Below are 20,625 nucleotides of genomic sequence, written 5' to 3'. Positions count from 1 at the left end.
TGTTTCGATAGGGGTTATAAATCAGTATCACAGTATAAGCTTAAGAGAAAAAAGGAGAATTTGATGGGGGTTTTAGGGGTTGTATTAATCATTATTGCCTGTATTTTTGTTATTTATCGGATGGCAACAGATAAAAACACAACTACAACACAATTTATACTGTGTACTGGCATATTTATATTTGCATTTATGATTCTATTCTTTATTCCAGAAAACCTGAAAAATTTATTTGGAATCCTTTTTAGTATCTATATGACAATAGCGCTTATCATAATGTGTGTTATCGAATGGAAAAAATGGAAAACTAAAAAGGAGAACCGAAAAAAATATCCCCATCGCCATAAAAAGAAAAGCCGTTGATTTATTCAACGTCTTTTTTATCAGTTGCTTTTTAATTGCCATCTGGAACCACGGTATCGGATCGCAAAACAAATAGCGCGGAATAACCAGTCAATTGTCATGGCAACCCAAACTCCAAATACTCCTAAATGAAGGAATTGCGCTAACACAAAGCTAAATGCGATTCTCCATACCCACATGGAAACAATCGAGGTGACCATACAAAAGCGTACATCATTAGAAGCACGTAGCGTATTTGGTAGAGTGAACGAAAACGGCCAAATAGTAACACAACAAATGGAATGGTATAGAATCAACTGTTTTGTAATCATCCCTGTTTCTGGAGTTAGATTATAAATCCATAAAATTAGTGGCAATCCCAGATCAATGATGATATTAATTAAAATCATCGACAGATAGGTAATTCGCAATAATTTACGGGTGTAAAATCGAACCTGTTCATAATCTCCGGCGCCGACGCAGCGGGAAACGACTGTAATCGTGGCTAAGCCAATCGCCATTCCAGGTAAAATCTGAAAATTCGCAATCGTGTTAGAAACAGCGTTTGCAGCAATGGAAGCGGTACCAAAACCAGCTACTAGGCTAAGTACTAAAATTTTTCCTAATTGGAACATACTATTTTCTAGACCATTTGGGATGCCAATCCGCAAAATTTTTTTGATGAAATGGAAATTTAGTTTAAACTGAAATGGTTTTGTGAGATGGACTAATAAATTCTGTTTCCGCAATAATACAATAATTAAAATCGCCGCAACAATACGGGAAAACAGGGTAGGGATTGCCGCACCGGCAACTCCCATTTGGAATCTGTATATTAAAATCGCGTTTCCAATCACATTAATGATATTCATAATAAGTGTAATGATCATCGAAATATTGGAGTTTCCCATAGTGCGAAATAGAGCGGCTCCTCCATTATACAGGGCGATAAATGGAATGGACAAAGAAACTATTACTAAATATGTATTGGCATACCCCATAACATCGCTATCAATTTTTCCAAAGACACCATGCAAAATCCAGTTTTTACACAGATACATTAGAACCATAATTATAATTGAAAAAAATGTAATAAACAAAACCAATTGGTCGGCAGCTTTGCAAGCCTCTTTTTGCCGCTTTTGTCCTAAATATTGTCCGGCAACGACGGCACCTCCTGTTGCCATAGCAGCAAACACATTAATTAACAGGATGTTTACGGTATCTACCAAAGAAACACCGGATACTGCCGCCTCTCCAACGCTTGCAATCATAACACTATCCGCCATCCCAACAGTAACTGTTAAAAATTGCTCTATAATCAATGGGATGATTAGTTTTACTAACATTTGATTGTCAAACATCAACGAATTTTTGGATAATTTTTTTGAAAATGATTTCAAATAACATCCTTCTCTCATCTTTATAGGATCGAAGCTATGACAAGAAATTTACTTGTCATAGCTATTATTGTTTCTATAAACTGTTTTAAAGATTCCTTATTTTTCTGGGAAAATCGGAATATTAAAAAAGTATTTCTGAATTTAATTTTATCAAATAGTTTTCAAACTAGACAAGTTGTTTTACTTTACATATACTAAAACGAGTTGATTGCCTTTAGCACTTTAAAAAACGTATTTCATAGAACATAAAATATTTGGCTTTGCTAAAAAAGGGAGTATTCATTGCTACTTCGCATTAGGAACTGACAATTAAAAGCTCAAAAACCCGCACTTGTAAAGTGACCCAACATCGTGTAAGCCTTCTAAAACTGGCTTTCCTTTAGCAGCTGTTGCAAAGCCAGTTTACTCATCTTCGTTAGAGCTGATTTTCCAAGGAAAAAGGAACACAACGAAAAAAGGAAACGTTGTACAACGTCTCCTTTTTTTACATAAAATTATTTTAGAATCCAAATTCCTTTAACACAATGGTTTTTGGTTTGATACCAACAATTTTATTTATCATTTTACCATCTTTCAGCAACATCAGGGTAGGAATAGTGCGGATTCCAAATTCAGTTGCCAATTCTTTGCTTTCATCAATGTTCATTTTTGCGACAATTGCTTTTCCATCCAATTCATCCGCAATTTCTTCTAATACAGGTGCGAACATTTTGCATGGAGAACACCAGTCAGCATAAAAATCCAAAATAATTGGCAAATTGGTGTTAAATACAACTTCATTGAAATTTTCTTCATTAATATGGATTGTACTCATTTTACATCTCTCGCTTTCTGTTCCATATCAGATATTTTAATATTGCCAGGATCATCGGTATTGCTGGCGAATAATGTTTCCGCTATACCGATATCCAAACAGTCAAAAAACATGCCGGCTGCTAGTTGCAGCATGGGAAAAAATTTGGTGGTATCCGCTCCACAGGTAGAGATTAAAACACCACGGCGCAACTTTTGGTTCACACCTTTTCCATCCTTGAATTTAACCGCATATTTTTGTTGAGCACGGTCAATCAATGCTTTTAAAGGGGCGGGGAAACCGCTAAAATAAACGGGGGATGCAAGAACTACTGTATCCGCCTGTTGTATTTTTTCCAACAGTTGGTCGTATTGGTCTTTTTGGTTCCAGATACACACACCAGTTGTATCACATTTTTCACAACCCAAGCATGGTAGATATTTTTTCTCGTAAGCATAAATATATTCTATTTCCATCTGGTTGTGCAGCTTATTCTGCAGTTGTTCTAAATATAAGCTGGTTAATATGTGAGTATACCCTTTTTTGTTTGGAGACCCAAACAGTACTAATACTTGTTCCGGTTTACTCATGGGCATCACAATAAGAACAACACATAACGCCATCTTTATCGCGGTAAAAATAACGTTTTAAATAAGTTTCACTTTGAGTAATACACCGTGAGTTAGAACAAATTTTTTCAGGATAAATTTCTCCTTTGATACTTGTTTGCGTATTTTGTTCCAAAATATGCAGAATTAAGGACATACGGGCGTACACGCCATGGTTTGCCTGCTTAAAATAAACAGCCCTTGGATCATCATCCACAGCGATTTCAATCTCATCCACTCTTGGCAATGGATGGAGAATGCAAAGGTCCTCTGGAGCCAAACGCATTTTCTGGGTATCCAACCGGTATACATCTTTTTGTTTCAAATATTCTTCTTTGGATTCAAACCGTTCCCGTTGAATCCGGGTCATATACAATACATCCAGTTTTGGAAGTGCTTCTTCTAATGTAGAAATTTCTTCGTATTCACAGTTGGAATTGAGGATGATTTTTTTCATGTAATCAGGAATCGTCAATTCTTTGGTGGAAATTAAAATAAATTTATTGCCAGGGTAATGGATCATCGCTTTGATGAGAGAATGGACTGTACGCCCGAATTTTAAATCCCCGCATAATCCAATTGTCAGATGGTCCAAATGCCCTTTTTCGTGCATTAAGGTTACCAAATCGGTTAACGTTTGGGTTGGGTGGAGATGCCCTCCATCGCCTGCATTGATAATTGGGCACTCTGCCACTAATGAAGCCGCTTTTGCGGCGCCTTCGGAAGGATGACGGATCGCGATTACATCAGCGTAGTTGCTGATTACTTTTACCGTATCCTTTAAATTTTCACCTTTGGAAACAGAAGAGGTTTGGGGGTTGTCAAACCCAATAATCTGCCCGCCCAGTTTTAACATCGCGGTCTGGAAAGACATCTGTGTTCTAGTAGAAGGCTCATAGAATAATGTTCCCAAAATTTTTCCAGATAATTTTCCATAATACGCTTCTGGATGAGCTTCGATTTCCACTGCCTTGTGGACAATTTGATCCAGTTCCTGGATCGAAAAATCATCAAGGTCAATTAAATGTTTCATCGTTTCACTCCCAAAATTATAATGACAATCATTTTATTTCTTACTTATTCTATCACAGTTTGACGAATTTTAAAAGAGCCATGCTTATTTTTTTGAAAAAGAAAAATTTTTGCAAAAAACAGTTGACAAACAAAATGAATCACGTTATAATACAAATAAAGAACAAATGTTCTTTTTGGATGAAAGGAGTTTTATTATGAAACGTTTTATGTATTTAGTTTCGTTCCTTGGTGTTTTAGTAGTATTAGGAGCACTTGGTTCCTTTGACACAGAAAAAATTAGTATAACTGTCTTTTTTGGAAAATCATTGGTAGGAATTATGCTGATTATTAGTGGTGTAATTGCATCTTCTTTTTGTGTAAAAGCAAAAGAGAAAAAGCGTCATCCTTATTTCATACGTTTTTTATCCAATAAACATATGAAAAAGCATTTTAACCATCCTGCTGCATAAAAGAACATATGTTTTATTCCATGAATTAATTTTTGCAATCCACATTTTTAGGTTGTGGTTCGGTGTAATAGGATTCTGAAATAAAAGTAAAGAATTAAACAACTCCCATGTTACATCCTTTACTTTTTAATTCCCCGATGCTCAAGTAATAAAAGGATTTCAGTATACTTTTTTCTGTTTCCTGTAACAATGAAACAGTATTGCCTCCCAACGATACCGTTTCAACGGTTATGCCTGATTCTATCCTCTAAAATTTCAGCGGACAGAAAACCACAACAATAGTATAAAAGCACTTATGTGCAAAATAAACCCTAATCTACAAAAATAGATTAGGGTTTATTTTTATTATAATAGGGAAAACTTTTTATAATCAATAAAATTATATAATATTTATTAAAATATTTTAAAAATTAATAAAAATACTATTTCGTTTTACTATAATATGGTGTATAATAAACTTAATAAAAGAAGAAAGGGATGACATCCAATGGAAAAAAGAAGCAACTTTTGTGGTGTTATTCAAAAAACAACCATTGATCTCTTACAATTCTAACACAAAACAGTATTAAAATAATAATAATATAAACGATTCTGATAGATGGCAAGCCGGCAAATATAGCTTCTTCTTATTATTTGTTAAACAGGCACCAGTTTTCTGTGTTGCCAAAAGATAAACCAGTTATTTTTCATAAAATTTATTTTCCATTGCATAATGCCGGTGTGATAGGAAAAAAATAGTTATGTTTTTGTCAATAATGCAGAAAATAGTAAAATTCATAAAAAATGGTTTCTTTTTCATCGTTTTGTGTTATAATAGAATTATGTTAAAAGTACATAAAATACTTTAAACGTTTTATTGTATTTATACAACACATCCTTCTGTGAAATTGAGCAATATATCAAATTATATCATTTGTATTTTGTTAATTATCCACAAATATGAAAGAAGCAAAGTGAGGTTTTCATTTTAGATGCTGGAACAAGTTATCAATATCGATCGAATGGAACATACTTTGGCATTGTTCGGTAGCTTTGATGAGAATATTAAATTGCTGCAATCTGAGTTTCATGTTACAATCATGAGCAGAGGTAGTGATATTAAGGTATCCGGTGAGGTAGAAAATGTTCTTTTAGCGCAAAAAGCGATTGAACAAATGCTGGTTGCCTTAAATCGTGGGGAAACATTAAACGAACAAAACGTGCGTTATATTATTTCCATGGTGAAAGAAGGCAAGGCGGAAAGCCTGACCCAGCTGGTGACAGATTGTATTTGTATTACCTCAAAAGGAAAGCCAGTTAAAGTAAAAACGCTGGGCCAGAAAAATTACACTGAAGCAATAAAGAACAACACAATTACACTGAGTGTTGGTCCTGCGGGTACAGGAAAAACCTATTTGGCTGTGGCAATGGCGGTGCGCGCCTTCCGCGCCAACGAGATAAACCGGATTATTTTAACCCGGCCCGCTGTAGAGGCAGGGGAAAAGCTGGGGTTTCTTCCTGGAGATTTACAAAATAAAGTTGACCCTTATTTGCGCCCACTATATGATGCTCTCTTTGATATGATGGGCGCGGAACATTTCCAACGGTATTTAGAACGCGGCAATATTGAAGTAGCCCCTTTAGCTTATATGCGCGGTAGAACATTGGACGACAGCTTTATTATTTTGGATGAAGCGCAAAATACTACATCAGAACAAATGAAAATGTTTTTAACCCGCTTAGGGTTTAACTCAAAAATTGTCATCACAGGGGATGTTACCCAAATTGACCTTCCAGATCGGCATAAGTCTGGTTTGATTGAGGCAACAAAAGTTTTAAAAGGGATCGAGGATATTGCAATTGTCCGGTTTACTGATAAAGATGTTGTGCGTCATAAATTAGTACAGGATATTGTAAGAGCCTATGACCAATACTATAAGGAGGATAAAAAAGGCCATGCAGAAAGTAAAAGTTCTCATAAGCAACAAACAAAACGCGGTTAAAATTCCAAGTGGGATCAGATTATTGATTCGCCGCTGTTGTCATGCTGTACTCAATTATGAGAATTTCCTGGAAGATGCAGAAGTAAGTGTTTCTTTTGTAGATAACAGTGAAATTCAAACATTAAATGCGGAGTATCGGGATAAGAACGCGCCAACTGATGTCCTATCATTCCCTTTAGGTGAAAACGGCGTGTACGATAAAAATCCAGATGGTGCCTGCATGCTGGGTGATATTGTGATTTCTATGGAAAAAGCGGTAGAACAGGCTCGCTTATATGGACATTCTTTACAGCGTGAAGTAGCTTTTTTAACGGTGCATTCTATGTTCCATCTGCTAGGGTATGACCATGAAGAAGGCGGCTTGCCTGCTGTGCAAATGCGTGAAAAAGAAGAAAAGGTACTTACAAATCTAGGTGTCGCACGTGGAGCAAGCTACGTATTAACGGATGAAATTTAATAACAAAGAATTCAAGGGGCTGGTAAAAAGTTTTTCGTATGCCTTCCGTGGAATTTGGTTTTGCATCAAAAACGAACGGAATATGCGGATTCATATTACCGCCTCTGTATTCGTTTTAGCCTTTTCCTTCATCTATGGTCTAACCCCAAACCAATATGCCATTTTGGCATTGACGCTGGGCAGCGTGATGATGTGTGAGCTTGTGAATACAGCAATTGAGGCAGTGGTAAATTTAACATCGGATTCCTATGATAACCTGGCACGGATTGCGAAGGATGTAGCCGCTGGGGCAGTATTGTTATGTGCTATTGCGGCTGTTGGCGTGGGAATTGCCTTGTTTGGAAATTGGGACAAGCTACTTGCTACCATCCAACAAATTATTTCAACACCTTGGTATATTATTGGATTTGCCTTATGGTTAGTACTTGGGATTGTATTTATCTTTCATGGGTTTCGGCCCAAAGAGCATACTGATACCGTCAAGATTTACCGCCCTAAAAAGTCCAATACAAAAATGAAATAGAATGACTATTCAGAAAAATAGCAATTCCAGCGATGAAACTGCTATTTTTCTGTTGTTTTATAGGAAGTTCACCATTTAAGGAGACAGCATGAAATATTTTACTGATGTACCTGCACAACACGAAATGATGTGTGAATTATTTCAGGCGATGAAAGAGTTAGGCGGTTCTGGCAGCCTTCACGAAATTGACGAAAAGACGATCGAATTGCTAAATATCTCACCGGAAATTCTGGAAGTAAAGCACAGTAGCAGCAATAAAACTGAGATTGAATATCGTCTGGCTTGGACCAGGTCTTATCTGAAAAAAGTAGGGATTTTGGAAAATTCCCTCCGTGGGGTGTGGTCATTAACCGCAAAAGGCCAGGAATTGGAAGAAATAGACCCAGTGGAGATTGTACTACAGGTACGTAAAATGTTGCGATTAAAAAAGCAGCCTGACCCAGAATATCCCGAACAGGAAGAAATAGAAAATGAAGGGTTAGCTGTACCAGATGAAATCCAGGATTGGCGTGACCAGTTAAAAAATCTTTTGTTCCAATTAAAACCCGATGCCTTTGAACGTTTAACCCAAAGAATCTTACGGGAATCCGGCTTTGTCCAGGTAAAAGTAACTGGAAAAACCGGAGACGGAGGCGTGGATGGTACTGGTATAATTAAACTAAATGGAATGATTAGTTTCCATATGATTTTCCAATGCAAACGGTATACAGGAACCGTCCCTTCCAAAGAAATCCGGGATTTCCGTGGAGCCATGCAGGGTCGTGCGGATAAAGGGCTGTTTATCACAACCGGACGTTTTTCTTCCTCCGCCATTCAGGAAGCCAACCGTCCAGGCACCACTCCAATCGACCTGATGGATGGCGACGATTTAGTAGAAAAACTAAAAGAATTACAACTTGGCGTCCTACCTGTTACCGATTATATTATAGACGAATCCTGGTTTTTATCAATATAGATTGACAATACCTCTGATACGGGGTAAACTAAAAAAGAAGATTGAGGAATGTTATGCTAACCGTTGATAGCCTAGTATTTATTTTTATAGCAGTATGTTTTATCATCGGTATTGGATGTGCAATCGTCCAGTATTTTGTAAAACGGAAAATACAAAAACAATTGTGTGAAATAGAGTTACAACATGAAACAGAGATAGAATCATAAAAGGAGTGGTTATGATCGATACACGTTCCGCATTTATTGCGATTGTAGGAAAACCAAATGTAGGGAAGTCTTCCCTGTTAAATGCTTTAACAGGTCATAAAATCGCGATTGTTACTAATCGCCCCCAAACCACACGTACCCGCATTACTGGTGTGCTGACAAAAGGACAGACACAGTTTGTATTTATTGATACCCCCGGCTTATTAAAAGCAAAAAATAAACTAGGGGAAAAGATGGTAAAGACCGTAAAAGACAGTGTTGCTGATGTGGATGCTGCTGTTTTGGTGGTGGAGCCAACTGGAGAGGTCAACAAGGCGGAACTGGATTTAATCGAAGGGTTCCGTTCCCGCAAACTGCCTGCTATTTTGGCGGTGAATAAAATTGACCTGGTAGAGCAAAAAGAAAAATTAATTGAACGGATTGCGAAATTTACACATCTTTACGATTTTTCCGCTGTCGTGCCGATTTCTGCCCTGCAAGAGGATGGGGTTGATATTCTGCTCCAGGAAATGGAACAATTTTCTATGGAAAGCGTCCATTTCTTTCCAGATGATGCTGTGACCGACCAGCCAGAACGTGTTTTAGCTGGGGAAATGTTGCGGGAAAAAATCCTGTTGAATATGCGGGATGAAATTCCCCATGGTACAGCGGTTTCGATTGAACGATTTCAGGAACGGGGCGATATTTTACATATTGATGCAACCATTTTCTGTGAGCGAGATAGCCACAAAGGAATGATTATTGGAAAAGGCGGAAATATGCTGAAAAAAATCGCCAGCGAAGCGAGAAAAGAACTGGAAGATTTTTTCCAGATCCAGGTAAACCTGCAATGCTGGGTCAAAGTAAAAGAAAACTGGCGCAACCGGGAAGGTGTTATGCGCAGTTTAGGGTTTGAATAAACTTGAACGAATTACCAGTTATATTTTTTCTTTGATTGGCGAACACTGTAATTAGAAAGTGTTCAATAGAAGGGGTGTTTGCCAATGGAAAGCCAGCAAGCGTGGAATATTTTTTGCCACACAGGTAAAGTTCAAGATTATTTAACCTATTGTTCTTTGAAGCAATCGGAGGGAAACCCCTGTTATGATCATCAAAACCCAAGGTGTCATTCTCAGCCAGCGGAGCTATCGGGACAACGAGAAATATCTGACCATCCTCACCAAGGATTGCGGTCTTATTGAAGCACGCATCCGTGTTTTTGGTCAGATCAAACGGACGATATTCCAATCCATCTGCCCGCCAGGCTACTATAAAATGGATTTGTTTGTCAACAAACAAATGTACTATACAGTAGATACAATTGAAAAAATAGAAGATTTTTTTACACTGCGTTATGATGTGGAAAAACTGGCTTTAGCAGGGTACTTTTGTGAACTCACGCAGGCTTTGGTGCCAGCCAAAGAACATGTGTGGGTTTATTTGCGTTTGCTGTTGAATACACTGTATTTATTAGAGCAGGAAAAACGCAGCCCGCTGTTTTTAAAGGCGGTGTTTGAGCTGCGCAGCCTTTCGATCAGCGGGTTTATGCCAAATCTGGTGTGCTGCCGGGAATGCTGTGAATATGAGCAGAAACAGATGTATTTCCTTCCCTTGGAAGGGGAGCTGATTTGCTCTGACTGTATGCGGGAACATCCCGTTCAGAGGAACGACCTCCCTATTCTATTAAACAAGCCGGTGCTTTCTGCCATGCGGTATATTATTTATAAGGATTTTGATAAGCTGTTTGATTTTTCTTTATCTCCTGTTTATTTAAAACAGCTCTCCCAAGTGACCGAGTATTATATGCTTACCCGCTTGGAAAAAGAATTTAACTCTTTGGTGATGTACAAACAGCTCAAAACGGAGGAACCATGAGAAAACTACATAAATACTATAAAATACTGGAATTGGATAAAATTTTGGACCAGTTGGCGGAGATGACCTGCTGTGAGGAAGCGGCGGAAATGGCACGCAACATCCTGCCGTTCAATCGTTTGGACAAGGTAAAGGCAGAACTTGCCAAAACAGATGGAGCCTCTGTCCTCTCTTCCCGTTTTGGTACACCTAATTTTATCCGATTCAAAAATCCAGAGGCTGACCTGATGCGTTTGGAATCAGGCGCTTCCTTAAATAACCGAGAATTGCTTAACATTGCGGCAATCTACCGCCAGTGCAGAATTCTGGGGGAATGGAAAGACCATTGCGAACAGGTTCAAACCGCACTTGATTCCTATTTTTCCAATTTGGCGGAAAACAACTATTTAGAATCGAAAATAACGGATATTATCTTATCAGAGGAAGAAATCGCTGACCACGCCAGCCCAGAACTGGCGAATATCCGACGTAAAATCCGACAAAACGGATTAAAAGCAAGGGAATCCTTAGAGAAGATCATCCGTGGGAACGCTCAAAAGTATTTGCAGGAAAGCATCATTACTATGCGTGATGGAAGATATGTGGTTCCAGTAAAGGCAGAAAACCGTTCCGAAATTCCAGGGTTGGTGCACGATACTTCCTCCAGTGGCGCCACCTTGTTTGTGGAACCTATGTCCGTTGTAGAAGCAAACAACGAAATACGGGTTTTGCTCAACAAAGAAAAAGAGGAAATTGAACGGATTTTGGCGGAACTCTCTGCTGAATGTGCCCAATACACCGAAAGTATTCAGAACAACTACCGTTTAATTCTGCTGCTGAACCTGTATTTCTGTAAAGGTAATTTGGCGGTAAAGATGAAAGCTGTCCTTCCGGAAGTCACAGATGATGGCTATACCTGTTTGAAAAAAGCACGTCATCCATTGATCGACCCACAGCAGGTGGTTCCAATTGATTTAGAGCTGGGAAAAAAATTCCACAGTTTAATCATTACAGGCCCCAACACAGGCGGTAAGACAGTAACCTTGAAAACCCTTGGTTTACTGACATTAATGACCATGTGTGGTTTTATGATTCCAGTAGCAGATGAAAGCCGCATCTCTATTTTCCGCCGTGTACTAGTGGATATCGGGGATGAGCAGAGCATTGAGCAAAGCCTTTCTACCTTCTCTGCCCATATGACAAATATTATCAATATTTTACGCTTGGCAGACCGGAATTCTCTTGTATTGGTGGATGAACTTGGTTCCGGTACTGACCCAGTAGAAGGCGCTGCTTTGGCGGTATCGATTATTGAATCCATCGCCAAAAAAGGCGCAAGGCTTGTGGCAACCACCCACTACGCGGAATTAAAAGCCTACGCCTTGAAAACACCAGGGGTAGAAAACGCCTGCTGTGAATTTGACGTGACAACTTTACGGCCTACCTACCGCTTGTTAATTGGCGTACCTGGACGTTCCAACGCTTTCGCGATCTCCCGCCGTCTTGGTTTGGAAGAGGATGTGATCCAGCGAGCGGAAAGCTATATCTCCACAGATGACCGCCGCTTTGAGGATGTTGTGGACCAATTAGAACAGACTAGGCAGGAATTTGAGCAGGAACGGGAAAAATACCGTGCTACCAATGCTGAGGTAAATCGGTTAAAAGCGGAATTGGAACAGAAAAATAAGACCATTGACAACCGGGCAGAAAAAGAGCTGGAACGAGCTCAGGCACAGGCACGGGATTTGGTTGAACGGATTCGTGGCCAGTATAACCTGCTATTAAACGAAATTGATGAACTGAAAAAACAGAAGGAAAAAACCGACCTAAAAGAGCTGGCGGAAAAAGCACGGAGCCAGATGGGTTCCAGGATTAACAAACTGTACAATGAGGCAAATCCTGTTCGGGAACGGAAACAGGAAGAATATCAGCTGCCCCGTCCGCTGAAAGTTGGGGATGAAGTATTAATTTATGATTTGAATAAAAATGGTACTGTCATCAGCTTATCAGACAAAAAAGGAATGGTTGGTGTGCAGATGGGCTTGATGAAAACCCGTGTGCCAGAATCCAATCTGCGCTTACTAGAGTCCAACACGACCAAACAAAAGCAGTCCACTGTCCGCAAAGTCCGTAACAATGCCCAGCGGAAGGTTTCCACTGAACTGGATTTGCGTGGCTGCAATATAGAAGAAGGGATTCTATTGGTGGACCGGTTTATTGATAACTGCGTACTATCCAATATTAACCAGATTTCTATTATTCATGGAAAGGGGACTGGACTGCTGCGAAAAGGAATCCAATCCCACTTAAAACGCCATCCTAGCGTAAAAAGTTTTCGCCTAGGTACCTTTGGTGAAGGGGAGTCCGGCGTTACTATTGTGGAATTAAAATAGGAGCAGGGAAGTATGTCAAACTACAAACCAAAAAATGGGTTACAACTGTTCATATCCTTAATTGGAAGTGTCATTTTGGGATTGGCCATTGGGTTTCTTGCGAAATACAGCGATACAATTTCAGGAGACGGCAGTTTGTTCAGCGGAATGATGCAAACGGTCAGCCAATTGACGACAGCGGTTGGAATATGGATATTTATTGGTTGCCTATTGGCAGCATGGAGTAGATCCGCCCCCATCGCCGCTGTTAAAGTGGGACTATTTTTTGGCGGGATGTTCGCCAGCTATTATGGATACCAATATTATGTTTATCATTTCTTCCCCTTTAAACAGTTTATTTTTTGGCTCATCATGGCGGTAATTGCTATTTTTGGTTCTATTTTTGTCTGGAAAGGCAGATACCATTATGGATGGGTTGCCGCATTGGGAGTGGCCCTTCCAGTAGCGCTTTTCATTTTAATTGGAAAAAGCTTTTTTTATACCTTCCATTGGCTAGAATGCCTGAATTTAATCTTTGGCATCCTATTGTTGGTGTTAATACCAAAATCCAAAGACTGGCGCCAATATCTTCAAATTTTATTTTTAACAGTAGTATTTTGCGCAGTAGGTTGGCTAATTCCACTACCTATTTAAGCAGTTCTATTAGAAAAGGAAAAGAATTGGGGGAAACATATATGGCAAAACGATCCTACTCTCAACAGGATAGAGAACAGATTAAAGAACAATTACTCCAAACTGGTTTGGAACTATTTGCGAAACAGGGATATAAAAATACTAGATTAAGCCAGATTTTTGAAACAGTTGGTATCTCTAAAACCTTTTTTTATACTTTTTTTGTTTCAAAAGAAGAACTAGTACTACATATCCTCAATTATCAGCAGGAAATTTTATTCCAGGCAGCTAAAGAAATCATGGAACAAGCAGAAACTACCTGGAAAGAAAAACTTCTTCATTTTTTCTCTATGTGCATCCATCACAAAGAATATGGGATTTTTATTATGACACAGGAAGAAGAAGTCATGGTATTCCGCAACCTTGCCCCAGAAAATTATCAGTTATTCCAACAAGGACAGATGGCTTTTTATGAAAATTTACTCCATATATGGGAAATTCCAACAGAAAAAATTAATCCTAAAGTATTATGCAATCTGGTATTATCCGTTGTGATAACTTATAATTCCGCAGCGGATTCTATGCCGTTCTTTTATTCCGATTTAGAGGTATTGGAAGAAACAGCCCGTTTACAATCCAATTATATTGTCACTCATTTAGAACGGATTAAAAATCAAAACAAACTAAAATAAAATTTATGCTTGAGTAGGGAAGAGTGGAAAAGGAGAAAGCATAGGCAATATTTTTGTTGCCTATGCTTTTTTTATATAAATTCTATAATACTTCCTATTTTTCGTTTCCTTTCGCCTTAAAATGTGCCAATGGGTTATTCTCCACTGCCTGCTGTACTTTTTCATTTGAAACATGAGTATAAATTTCAGTGGTTCCCACATTAACATGGCCTAATAGTTCTTTTAGTACCAAAACATCCACATCCCCTTGTTGGTACATTAACGTTGCAGCGGTATGCCGTAACTTGTGGGTAGAAAATCCCATACCACCAAGACCAGATTCCTTTAAAAATTTACTAACAATGAGTTGTACCTGACGGGCTCCAATCCGTTTTCCAGAACGGGAGGACAAAAACAAAGCCTGTTTATCTATAATAACCTTTAAGTTTGCCCGTTCCTGCTGTATATATTGTTTCAAAGCCTGTTTACAGGCATCGTTTAAATAAACTAGGCGTTCTTTGTTTCCTTTTCCCAGCAACTTTAATTCCGCTGCCTTTAAATCCAAATCCTGTATGTTAATTCCAACTAATTCGGATAAACGCATCCCACAGTTTAAAAATAGAGTTAAAATACAAAAATCACGCCAGCGGGTAGCAGACTTAGTTGCTTGGTAAGCTTGGTTTAACAGTGCAACGCTTTGATCCATATTCAAATGAACAGGAAGCGTTTTTCTTACAGTTGGCAACTCTAGATTTTTAACGGGATTTTCTTGCAAAATTTGGGTATTTACTGTTAAATATTTAAAAAATCCCCGCAAAGAGCTTACTTTTCTTGCCCTAGTTTTACTGTTGTTGTCTCGGTCTTTCATGGAGTAATTCAAAAATTCATAAACATCAGATAACTGAATGGTACGGAAAAAATCCGCGTTTAAATCATAGATTGGGATTTTTGCAAACTCTGTATCTTTGGGAATCAGGTTCCGGTGCATCTTCATAAAACGGAAAAATGTTCGCAAATCAACTGCGTATCCATCTACCGTGCGAACGGAACGGCCTTTAATGGTAAGCATATAATTTAAATAATCTTTTGCCAATGGTGGCATATCGTGATAATCGCTATAATTCATGGTAAACATCCTTACTTAACTTATGTAAATAATAAATATAAAATATAACTGTATTTATTATATCACAAAATGCATTACTTGTATCACAATATGGGATATTTGAAACAGCAACTATTTCTGTTTTCAGCTACCCTATATTTCGCTAAATTTTTATTTAGCGAAATTGATATAAAGATTTTTCTACCCTCCCTTACGATTTTATTTTCTTTTTTAGTGTTATTAAAATCACTTCAGGACGGTTATTAATCCGTAACGGAAAAAGGCTATTTCCCAATCCTCGATGGATAACGAGGTCTGTTTGTGCTATGTGATAGAGCCCTGCATCATGTTTTGGGAAAAATCCCTGCATTGGTGCAATCATTCCTCCTATCCCTGGAATACGGATTTGCCCGCCATGGGTATGCCCGCTTAAAACCAAATCCAATTTATTTTCCACATAAGCTTGAAAAAGTTCTGGCCTATGGGATAATCCAATGGTAAAAATATCTTTTCCTCTTTTCATTTTGTTTAATTTTTTATTTGTTTGTTCGCATAATTCCTGAAGGCTATTTGGAGATGGACAAATAAACCCTGGATCATCTAATCCAAGCAAGGCAATTGACGCCTCGTTTTTTACTAGAGGAACGGATTGATCCCGAAGAATAACTACTCCAATACCTTTAAGCATTTTTTCAAATTGTTGATATTCTGGTATACGGGATTCATGGTTTCCAGTAACATAATAAACAGGTGCAATTTCCAATGCCTGTTTTGTGAAGGATAATGCGATATCAAAATTAGTTCGTCGTGCGTCAACCAAATCTCCTGTAATAGTGATAATATCTGGTTTTTGCTCTTTCAATAACCGCAATAATTTTTTGTTATTTTTGCCAAACTGCGTATTATGGAAATCGGATAAATGTGCTATTTTAAAACCGGAAAAAGAACTTGGTAACCGATGGCTATAGATTACGATAGGATGTAATTGTAAACCTTTGTTTTGCCAATTTGCCCAAACTATAAATGATGCAACTGCTGTTGCTCCACAAGCAGCAGCAAACATCTGTTTTTTGTTGTGTTCAGAATTTGGTTTCATTTGTTTCCCCTTTTTACTGGTATTTTAAATTAGCATACCAAAAAATAATAGAAAAAATAATAGAAATTTTTAAATATACTGCAAAAAACGCTTTACCCTATTTTGAGTAAAACGTTTTTCTTGTTATTCGGTTTCATTAGGAACTGTATTTTCTTCTATAAGTGATGAATTGGAGAGTAAAATTTCTTTTTGTACCCCAATTTCCTGCTCTACAGTATATTCCATTTGCAATATTTGCTGCTCCCCTTCCTGTTGGAAATTTTCTTGACGGTTGATAATTTTTGCTCCTTTTAAATTTTCCGCTTCCCATTGTTCCGCTTGTTCTACTAACATTCTTCTAGCACCCTGCTCATCCAATTGTAAAGTTTCTGTTTCATATACCTGATAAGTAATTTCTTCAATACCAAACGGCATTGTCAGACCAAAAATACATAGTGGATGGTATTGTGTGGATTTTTCTTTCATATTGTCATTCGTTTTTTCAAAAAAGAGCGGAATCCTTCCACCAAAAATAGAAAAATATTTTTTGTTCTTATCGATACCTGTATAAATGGTGCGTTCTGAATTCAGATTTTGAGAAAAAGACGCTGTACGAATTACCTCCGCTGTTACTGAGCCATAAGCATGATAATAATGGGTTTGTTCTAACTGGTCATCTATTACCCCGCTAATCAATAAGTCTCCTTCTTTCACAACATCTCCAGATTTTACAACAGCCTGCCCTCCTAAAGGGTTGATATCTCGGATAATTCCTGTATATCCTGCCACAACATTACACGGAGAGGAAGGTGTAACGGTTTCTGGCTTTGGTTCGATTTCACTAATTTCAATCATAATATGGGTACCGATTTCATTGATGGAAATCCAGGCAAATCCGCCAAACTGTTGCTGCAGTTGACTTTCCACTTCATCGAAATTAATGCCAAATTTAAAAGCACCTTTTTTAATCCCCATTTGTTCTGCTACCTGTAATATCTGAGCATCTGATAGCCGATAGTTTCCGTTAATATCAATCTGCCACACAAAACAGGACATTACCATTAAAAAAGCAAAAAATCCAATCGTCCCTATTAACAGCCCAAACCGAAATCGATACCGATGGAGTAAAAATGGCAGACCATGGCGGGTTGATATTTTTATTTGACAGTGGCGCTTTCTTGCTATACGTGAAAATTTTTTGTAGTCACGGCAATAACAAGAGCATTCTATTTTTCCATCTTTTTTTTGTACCCTCCAGATGGAAATATCCTGATTCAATCCATCACTAATCGCTTTTCCAGACTCTGCCCCTATCAAGTAAAACGAAACCCATCCTTTCATCCACCGCAATCCATTTATCAATGTTTTACACCGCCATTCACATATTCTACCCGTTCTACCATGCCCTGAATGATAATGTTATGCTCTGTCATATAAAGCATACATAGTTTTTGCCCCATAATGCAAAGCAGATTTTTTCCATCTGTTAAATGTATCATGGTATCATCATAATCTAAAATGGATTTTACACCTTCTACAGTTGCTTGATGCCCACAGATTAATTCTATTTTCATTCTACCCAACAGCAATTCTGGAGCAAAATCCAACGACCGGTTTAATTTTTCAAGTAATTGTTTCAGATTTGGCTTGTTTTTCATACCGGTACTCCCCCTGAAAGATACTTCTTGTTTCATATCTATGAAAAAAATATCTGTGGTATACTGATAAAATAAAATCAATAAGGCTTTATGAAAAAAATACTGCTGGCAATTAAGCCAATTAATCATTGTTTTTCTTTTTTATTATGATATAATAGTTCCATTAATGATTTCAAATTTCATCAACAAAAAAGAAGGAGTATTATGGAAATCAGAGCTTATCACCCTACCGATTGTGAGCAAATTGCACAACTATTTTATGAAACAGTGCATACCATAAATGCGAAAGACTATACTCAAGAACAACTGGATGCTTGGGCTACGGGAACAGTAGATATGGTTTTATGGAATCAGTCATTTCTGATACATGATACTTTAGTAGCAGTTCAGGATGATAAAATCATAGGGTTTGGGGATATGGATCAAACTGGTTATTTCGATCGGCTATATGTACATAAGGATTATCAACGCCAAGGAATTGCAACATTATTATGTAACCAATTGGAGAGAAGATATCAAGGCAGATACATTTCTACCCATGCTTCTATTACAGCAAAACCTTTTTTTGAACATAGAGGTTATCTGGTTATCGCGAAGCAGCAGGTAGAGCGGCTAGGCATTCTGCTCGTGAACTACCGAATGGAAAAACAAAAATAAACGATTGCTGTTTGCAAAAAGTAGTGTTATACTGATACGAAATGGAGGATAATCAAGATGAAAAAAGTAAGAATTACCGTATTAAAAACCACATTGGACCAGGAATTAGTGGAAGAATATGGTGTCATTGGATTAAGAGCTTGCCCTATGTTAAAAGCTGGGCAGGTGTTTTATGCTGACTACGCAAAACCAGAACATTTCTGTGATGAAGCATGGAAAGCCATCTATCAATATGTATTTGCATTAGCACATGGGGATGGAAAAAGTTTGTTTTATTACGGTGATTGGATCAGAAAACCAGGTGTTGCAATTTGTAGCTGTAATGATGGCTTACGCCCAGTTATCTTTAAACTAGAAGCAACCGAAGAAGAATCTGAAATCAACTATATACCAATACAATAACCCAAATGCTGCCTTGATGATTCTGGGCAGCATTTTTTTCATAAAGCCTTGCTGTATCGTTTGTTAATACATATTTTTTCCATCCTTTCGTCATATATATCAGGTTAGAGGGGTGGTAAAATATGAAACTGAATCATAAAAAATTGGTGCAGCTTTTCATCGCAATTATTGGCTTGATATTTTTGGTTTTATTGTTAATATTCGCTGAACAAGTTGGAGATAGTGTTCGTACTGGAGTAGAAATCTGCTTATATACTTTGATTCCCTCCTTGTTTGTATTTATGGCCTTGGCAAGTTTCTTTGTCAATTCTGGATTATTAAATCATGTACTCTCCCCTTTTGGTTGGATTTGTGGGAAATTGTTCCATATCCCTAACCATTATGGTCCATTGTTGTTTATGAGCATGATAGGAGGATATCCTGTTGGAGCAAAATTGATTGCGGAACAAATTCAACAGGGAAAACTTTCTCCACAAATCGGGCAGAGGATGCTTTGTTATTGTGTTAATTCGGGTCCGGCTTTTGTCATTGGCAGTGTTGCCCTTCCCCTTTATCAAAATAGAAAACTGGGGTTTTTCCTGTTTTTTTCTAATATTGCGGCATTTTTTGTGGTGGGAATTTTAACGGGAATCCATCAAAAAGCGATTCAAACACCAATCCAGCCAAAACGTCAGCAAATCGCTTCTACTTTTGTCCATTCAGTTTTGTCTTCTATCAAATCCATGGGATCTATCTGTGGATTTGTATTGATTTTTTCCGCTGTCATTGGGTTGCTTTATGACACAGGGGTGATACAAAGTTTGGTATCCTTATTTGGTTTTTTTATGGATCCCAATTTGGCAAAGGGTTTATTGGTTGGCTGTTTGGAAGTAACCAATGGGACAATTGCCTGTGGAGATATTCCAGGAATTACTAGTATTCTAGCTGTGGCAGGATTAACGGCATTTGGAGGATTTTCAGTACATTTTCAAATTAAGTCCATCCTTTTGCCCACTGGTATCTCAATGAAACCCTTTTACTGTTACCGCCTGATATATGTATTGGTCAGTGTCGTAGGAGTTTGGGCACTGTTGCAATTGACCCAAACCAGTGTTTCTACTTTTGCGGCTGCAACTGGGGTACAGGGAATCTGGTTTAGTTTTTCACCGGTTTCCTCTATCTTTTTAATCCTTTTATCTTTGTTGTTATTGTTAAGTGATCGAAAATCTGATATAATAAAATAGATTAAGCATGTATATAGGGGGTAAAATGATTGTTTGAGAAATTTTTTCGTGGTAATATTCCACCAGCGTGTGAATACTGCGAATATGGTAAACCCACAGCGGACCATCAGATGATTTTATGTGGGCGCAATGGGGTTGTTTCTCCTTTTTTTAAATGTAGGAAATTCAAATATGACCCTTTAAAGCGGGTTCCAAAGGTCTTGCCTCCTTTGGATGGATATTCTGAAAAAGATTTTTCATTATAGG

At 37.9% G+C, this 20,625-nt stretch carries 22 protein-coding genes; 14 read left to right on the top strand and 8 right to left on the bottom strand.

From position 1 onward, the window contains the following. Positions 1-380 precede the first annotated feature (380 nt). The 4 genes from BQ2683_RS10060 to pyrB form a co-directional block, all read right to left on the bottom strand. Positions 381-1,703 carry an MATE family efflux transporter gene (locus BQ2683_RS10060; protein WP_235843931.1) on the bottom strand — a complete coding sequence of 441 codons (1,323 nt, stop codon included), beginning with the start codon at positions 1,701-1,703 and terminating at the stop codon, positions 381-383. Between the two features lie 538 nt (positions 1,704-2,241). Then, on the bottom strand, positions 2,242-2,556 hold the full coding sequence (gene trxA, locus BQ2683_RS10055; protein WP_069988911.1) for a thioredoxin: 315 nt from the start codon (positions 2,554-2,556) through the stop codon (positions 2,242-2,244). Next, positions 2,553-3,125 (bottom strand): flavodoxin family protein, encoded by a 573-nt coding sequence (locus tag BQ2683_RS10050; protein ID WP_069988910.1) that lies wholly within the window; start codon positions 3,123-3,125, stop codon positions 2,553-2,555. The genes trxA and BQ2683_RS10050 overlap by 4 nt, the downstream gene beginning before the upstream one ends. Beyond that, complete coding sequence (gene pyrB, locus BQ2683_RS10045) at positions 3,118-4,176, bottom strand: aspartate carbamoyltransferase (protein WP_069988909.1); 1,059 nt, start codon at positions 4,174-4,176, stop codon at positions 3,118-3,120. The genes BQ2683_RS10050 and pyrB overlap by 8 nt, the downstream gene beginning before the upstream one ends. Positions 4,177-4,372: 196 nt before the next feature. Here pyrB and BQ2683_RS10040 point away from each other — a divergent pair, with 196 nt between their 5' ends. The 10 genes from BQ2683_RS10040 to BQ2683_RS09995 all read left to right on the top strand — a co-directional run bounded on the left by BQ2683_RS10040 (position 4,373) and on the right by BQ2683_RS09995 (position 14,280). Beyond that, positions 4,373-4,627 (top strand): hypothetical protein, encoded by a 255-nt coding sequence (locus tag BQ2683_RS10040; RefSeq protein WP_069988908.1) that lies wholly within the window; start codon positions 4,373-4,375, stop codon positions 4,625-4,627. A 971-nt stretch (positions 4,628-5,598) separates the two neighbouring features. Further along, positions 5,599-6,609, top strand: coding sequence for a PhoH family protein (locus BQ2683_RS10035; RefSeq protein WP_069988907.1), 1,011 nt, complete (start codon positions 5,599-5,601; stop codon positions 6,607-6,609). Continuing rightward, positions 6,563-7,066 (top strand): rRNA maturation RNase YbeY, encoded by a 504-nt coding sequence (gene ybeY, locus BQ2683_RS10030; protein ID WP_069988906.1) that lies wholly within the window; start codon positions 6,563-6,565, stop codon positions 7,064-7,066. Before BQ2683_RS10035 ends, ybeY begins: the two co-directional genes overlap by 47 nt. Further along, positions 7,056-7,589 carry a diacylglycerol kinase family protein gene (locus BQ2683_RS10025; RefSeq protein ID WP_069988905.1) on the top strand — a complete coding sequence of 178 codons (534 nt, stop codon included), beginning with the start codon at positions 7,056-7,058 and terminating at the stop codon, positions 7,587-7,589. Before ybeY ends, BQ2683_RS10025 begins: the two co-directional genes overlap by 11 nt. An 88-nt stretch (positions 7,590-7,677) precedes the next feature. Beyond that, positions 7,678-8,544: a restriction endonuclease gene (locus BQ2683_RS10020; protein WP_069988904.1), complete on the top strand. Its 867-nt coding sequence runs from the start codon at positions 7,678-7,680 to the stop codon at positions 8,542-8,544. Positions 8,545-8,761: 217 nt separating this feature from the next. Beyond that, on the top strand, positions 8,762-9,649 hold the full coding sequence (gene era, locus BQ2683_RS10015) for a GTPase Era (protein ID WP_069988903.1): 888 nt from the start codon (positions 8,762-8,764) through the stop codon (positions 9,647-9,649). Between the two features lie 184 nt (positions 9,650-9,833). Beyond that, a complete protein-coding gene (gene recO / locus BQ2683_RS10010; protein ID WP_069988902.1) occupies positions 9,834-10,604 on the top strand; it encodes a DNA repair protein RecO in 771 nt (256 codons plus the stop codon). Further along, a complete protein-coding gene (locus BQ2683_RS10005) occupies positions 10,601-12,976 on the top strand; it encodes an endonuclease MutS2 (protein WP_069988901.1) in 2,376 nt (791 codons plus the stop codon). Before recO ends, BQ2683_RS10005 begins: the two co-directional genes overlap by 4 nt. Before the next feature lie 12 nt (positions 12,977-12,988). After that, positions 12,989-13,609: a DUF6518 family protein gene (locus BQ2683_RS13435; protein ID WP_069988900.1), complete on the top strand. Its 621-nt coding sequence runs from the start codon at positions 12,989-12,991 to the stop codon at positions 13,607-13,609. Positions 13,610-13,650: 41 nt separating this feature from the next. Next, positions 13,651-14,280: a TetR/AcrR family transcriptional regulator gene (locus BQ2683_RS09995; RefSeq protein ID WP_069988899.1), complete on the top strand. Its 630-nt coding sequence runs from the start codon at positions 13,651-13,653 to the stop codon at positions 14,278-14,280. Between the two features lie 94 nt (positions 14,281-14,374). Here the strand turns inward: BQ2683_RS09995 and BQ2683_RS09990 are convergent, their stop codons facing one another. The 4 genes from BQ2683_RS09990 to BQ2683_RS09975 form a co-directional block, all read right to left on the bottom strand. Next, the gene (locus BQ2683_RS09990; protein ID WP_069988898.1) at positions 14,375-15,385 is read right to left on the bottom strand and encodes a tyrosine recombinase XerC; all 1,011 of its coding nucleotides are present in this window, start codon (positions 15,383-15,385) and stop codon (positions 14,375-14,377) included. Between the two features lie 190 nt (positions 15,386-15,575). Continuing rightward, positions 15,576-16,460, bottom strand: coding sequence for a metallophosphoesterase (locus tag BQ2683_RS09985; RefSeq protein ID WP_235843909.1), 885 nt, complete (start codon positions 16,458-16,460; stop codon positions 15,576-15,578). 123 nt (positions 16,461-16,583) lie between these two features. After that, on the bottom strand, positions 16,584-17,780 hold the full coding sequence (locus tag BQ2683_RS09980) for a sporulation protein YqfD (protein WP_069988897.1): 1,197 nt from the start codon (positions 17,778-17,780) through the stop codon (positions 16,584-16,586). Between the two features lie 17 nt (positions 17,781-17,797). Beyond that, on the bottom strand, positions 17,798-18,097 hold the full coding sequence (locus BQ2683_RS09975; RefSeq protein WP_159427372.1) for a YabP/YqfC family sporulation protein: 300 nt from the start codon (positions 18,095-18,097) through the stop codon (positions 17,798-17,800). Positions 18,098-18,301: 204 nt separating this feature from the next. Here BQ2683_RS09975 and BQ2683_RS09970 point away from each other — a divergent pair, with 204 nt between their 5' ends. From BQ2683_RS09970 to BQ2683_RS09955, 4 genes are all read left to right on the top strand, one after another. Continuing rightward, positions 18,302-18,754: a GNAT family N-acetyltransferase gene (locus tag BQ2683_RS09970; protein ID WP_069988895.1), complete on the top strand. Its 453-nt coding sequence runs from the start codon at positions 18,302-18,304 to the stop codon at positions 18,752-18,754. A 57-nt stretch (positions 18,755-18,811) separates the two neighbouring features. Beyond that, positions 18,812-19,156, top strand: a complete 345-nt coding sequence (locus BQ2683_RS09965) for a TIGR04076 family protein (RefSeq protein ID WP_069988894.1) — start codon at positions 18,812-18,814, stop codon at positions 19,154-19,156. A gap of 122 nt (positions 19,157-19,278) precedes the next feature. Beyond that, on the top strand, positions 19,279-20,379 hold the full coding sequence (locus tag BQ2683_RS09960; RefSeq protein WP_069988893.1) for a hypothetical protein: 1,101 nt from the start codon (positions 19,279-19,281) through the stop codon (positions 20,377-20,379). 29 nt (positions 20,380-20,408) lie between these two features. After that, positions 20,409-20,624: a hypothetical protein gene (locus BQ2683_RS09955; protein WP_069988892.1), complete on the top strand. Its 216-nt coding sequence runs from the start codon at positions 20,409-20,411 to the stop codon at positions 20,622-20,624. The last annotated feature ends 1 nt before the right edge of the window (position 20,625 follow it).

The sequence above is a fragment of the Massilioclostridium coli genome (genome assembly GCF_900095865.1).
Classification (GTDB): domain Bacteria; phylum Bacillota; class Clostridia; order Oscillospirales; family Ruminococcaceae; genus Massilioclostridium; species Massilioclostridium facile.
The sequence above is the reverse complement of the archived record's forward strand: the minus strand, read 5'-3'. Positions and strand labels throughout refer to the sequence as shown.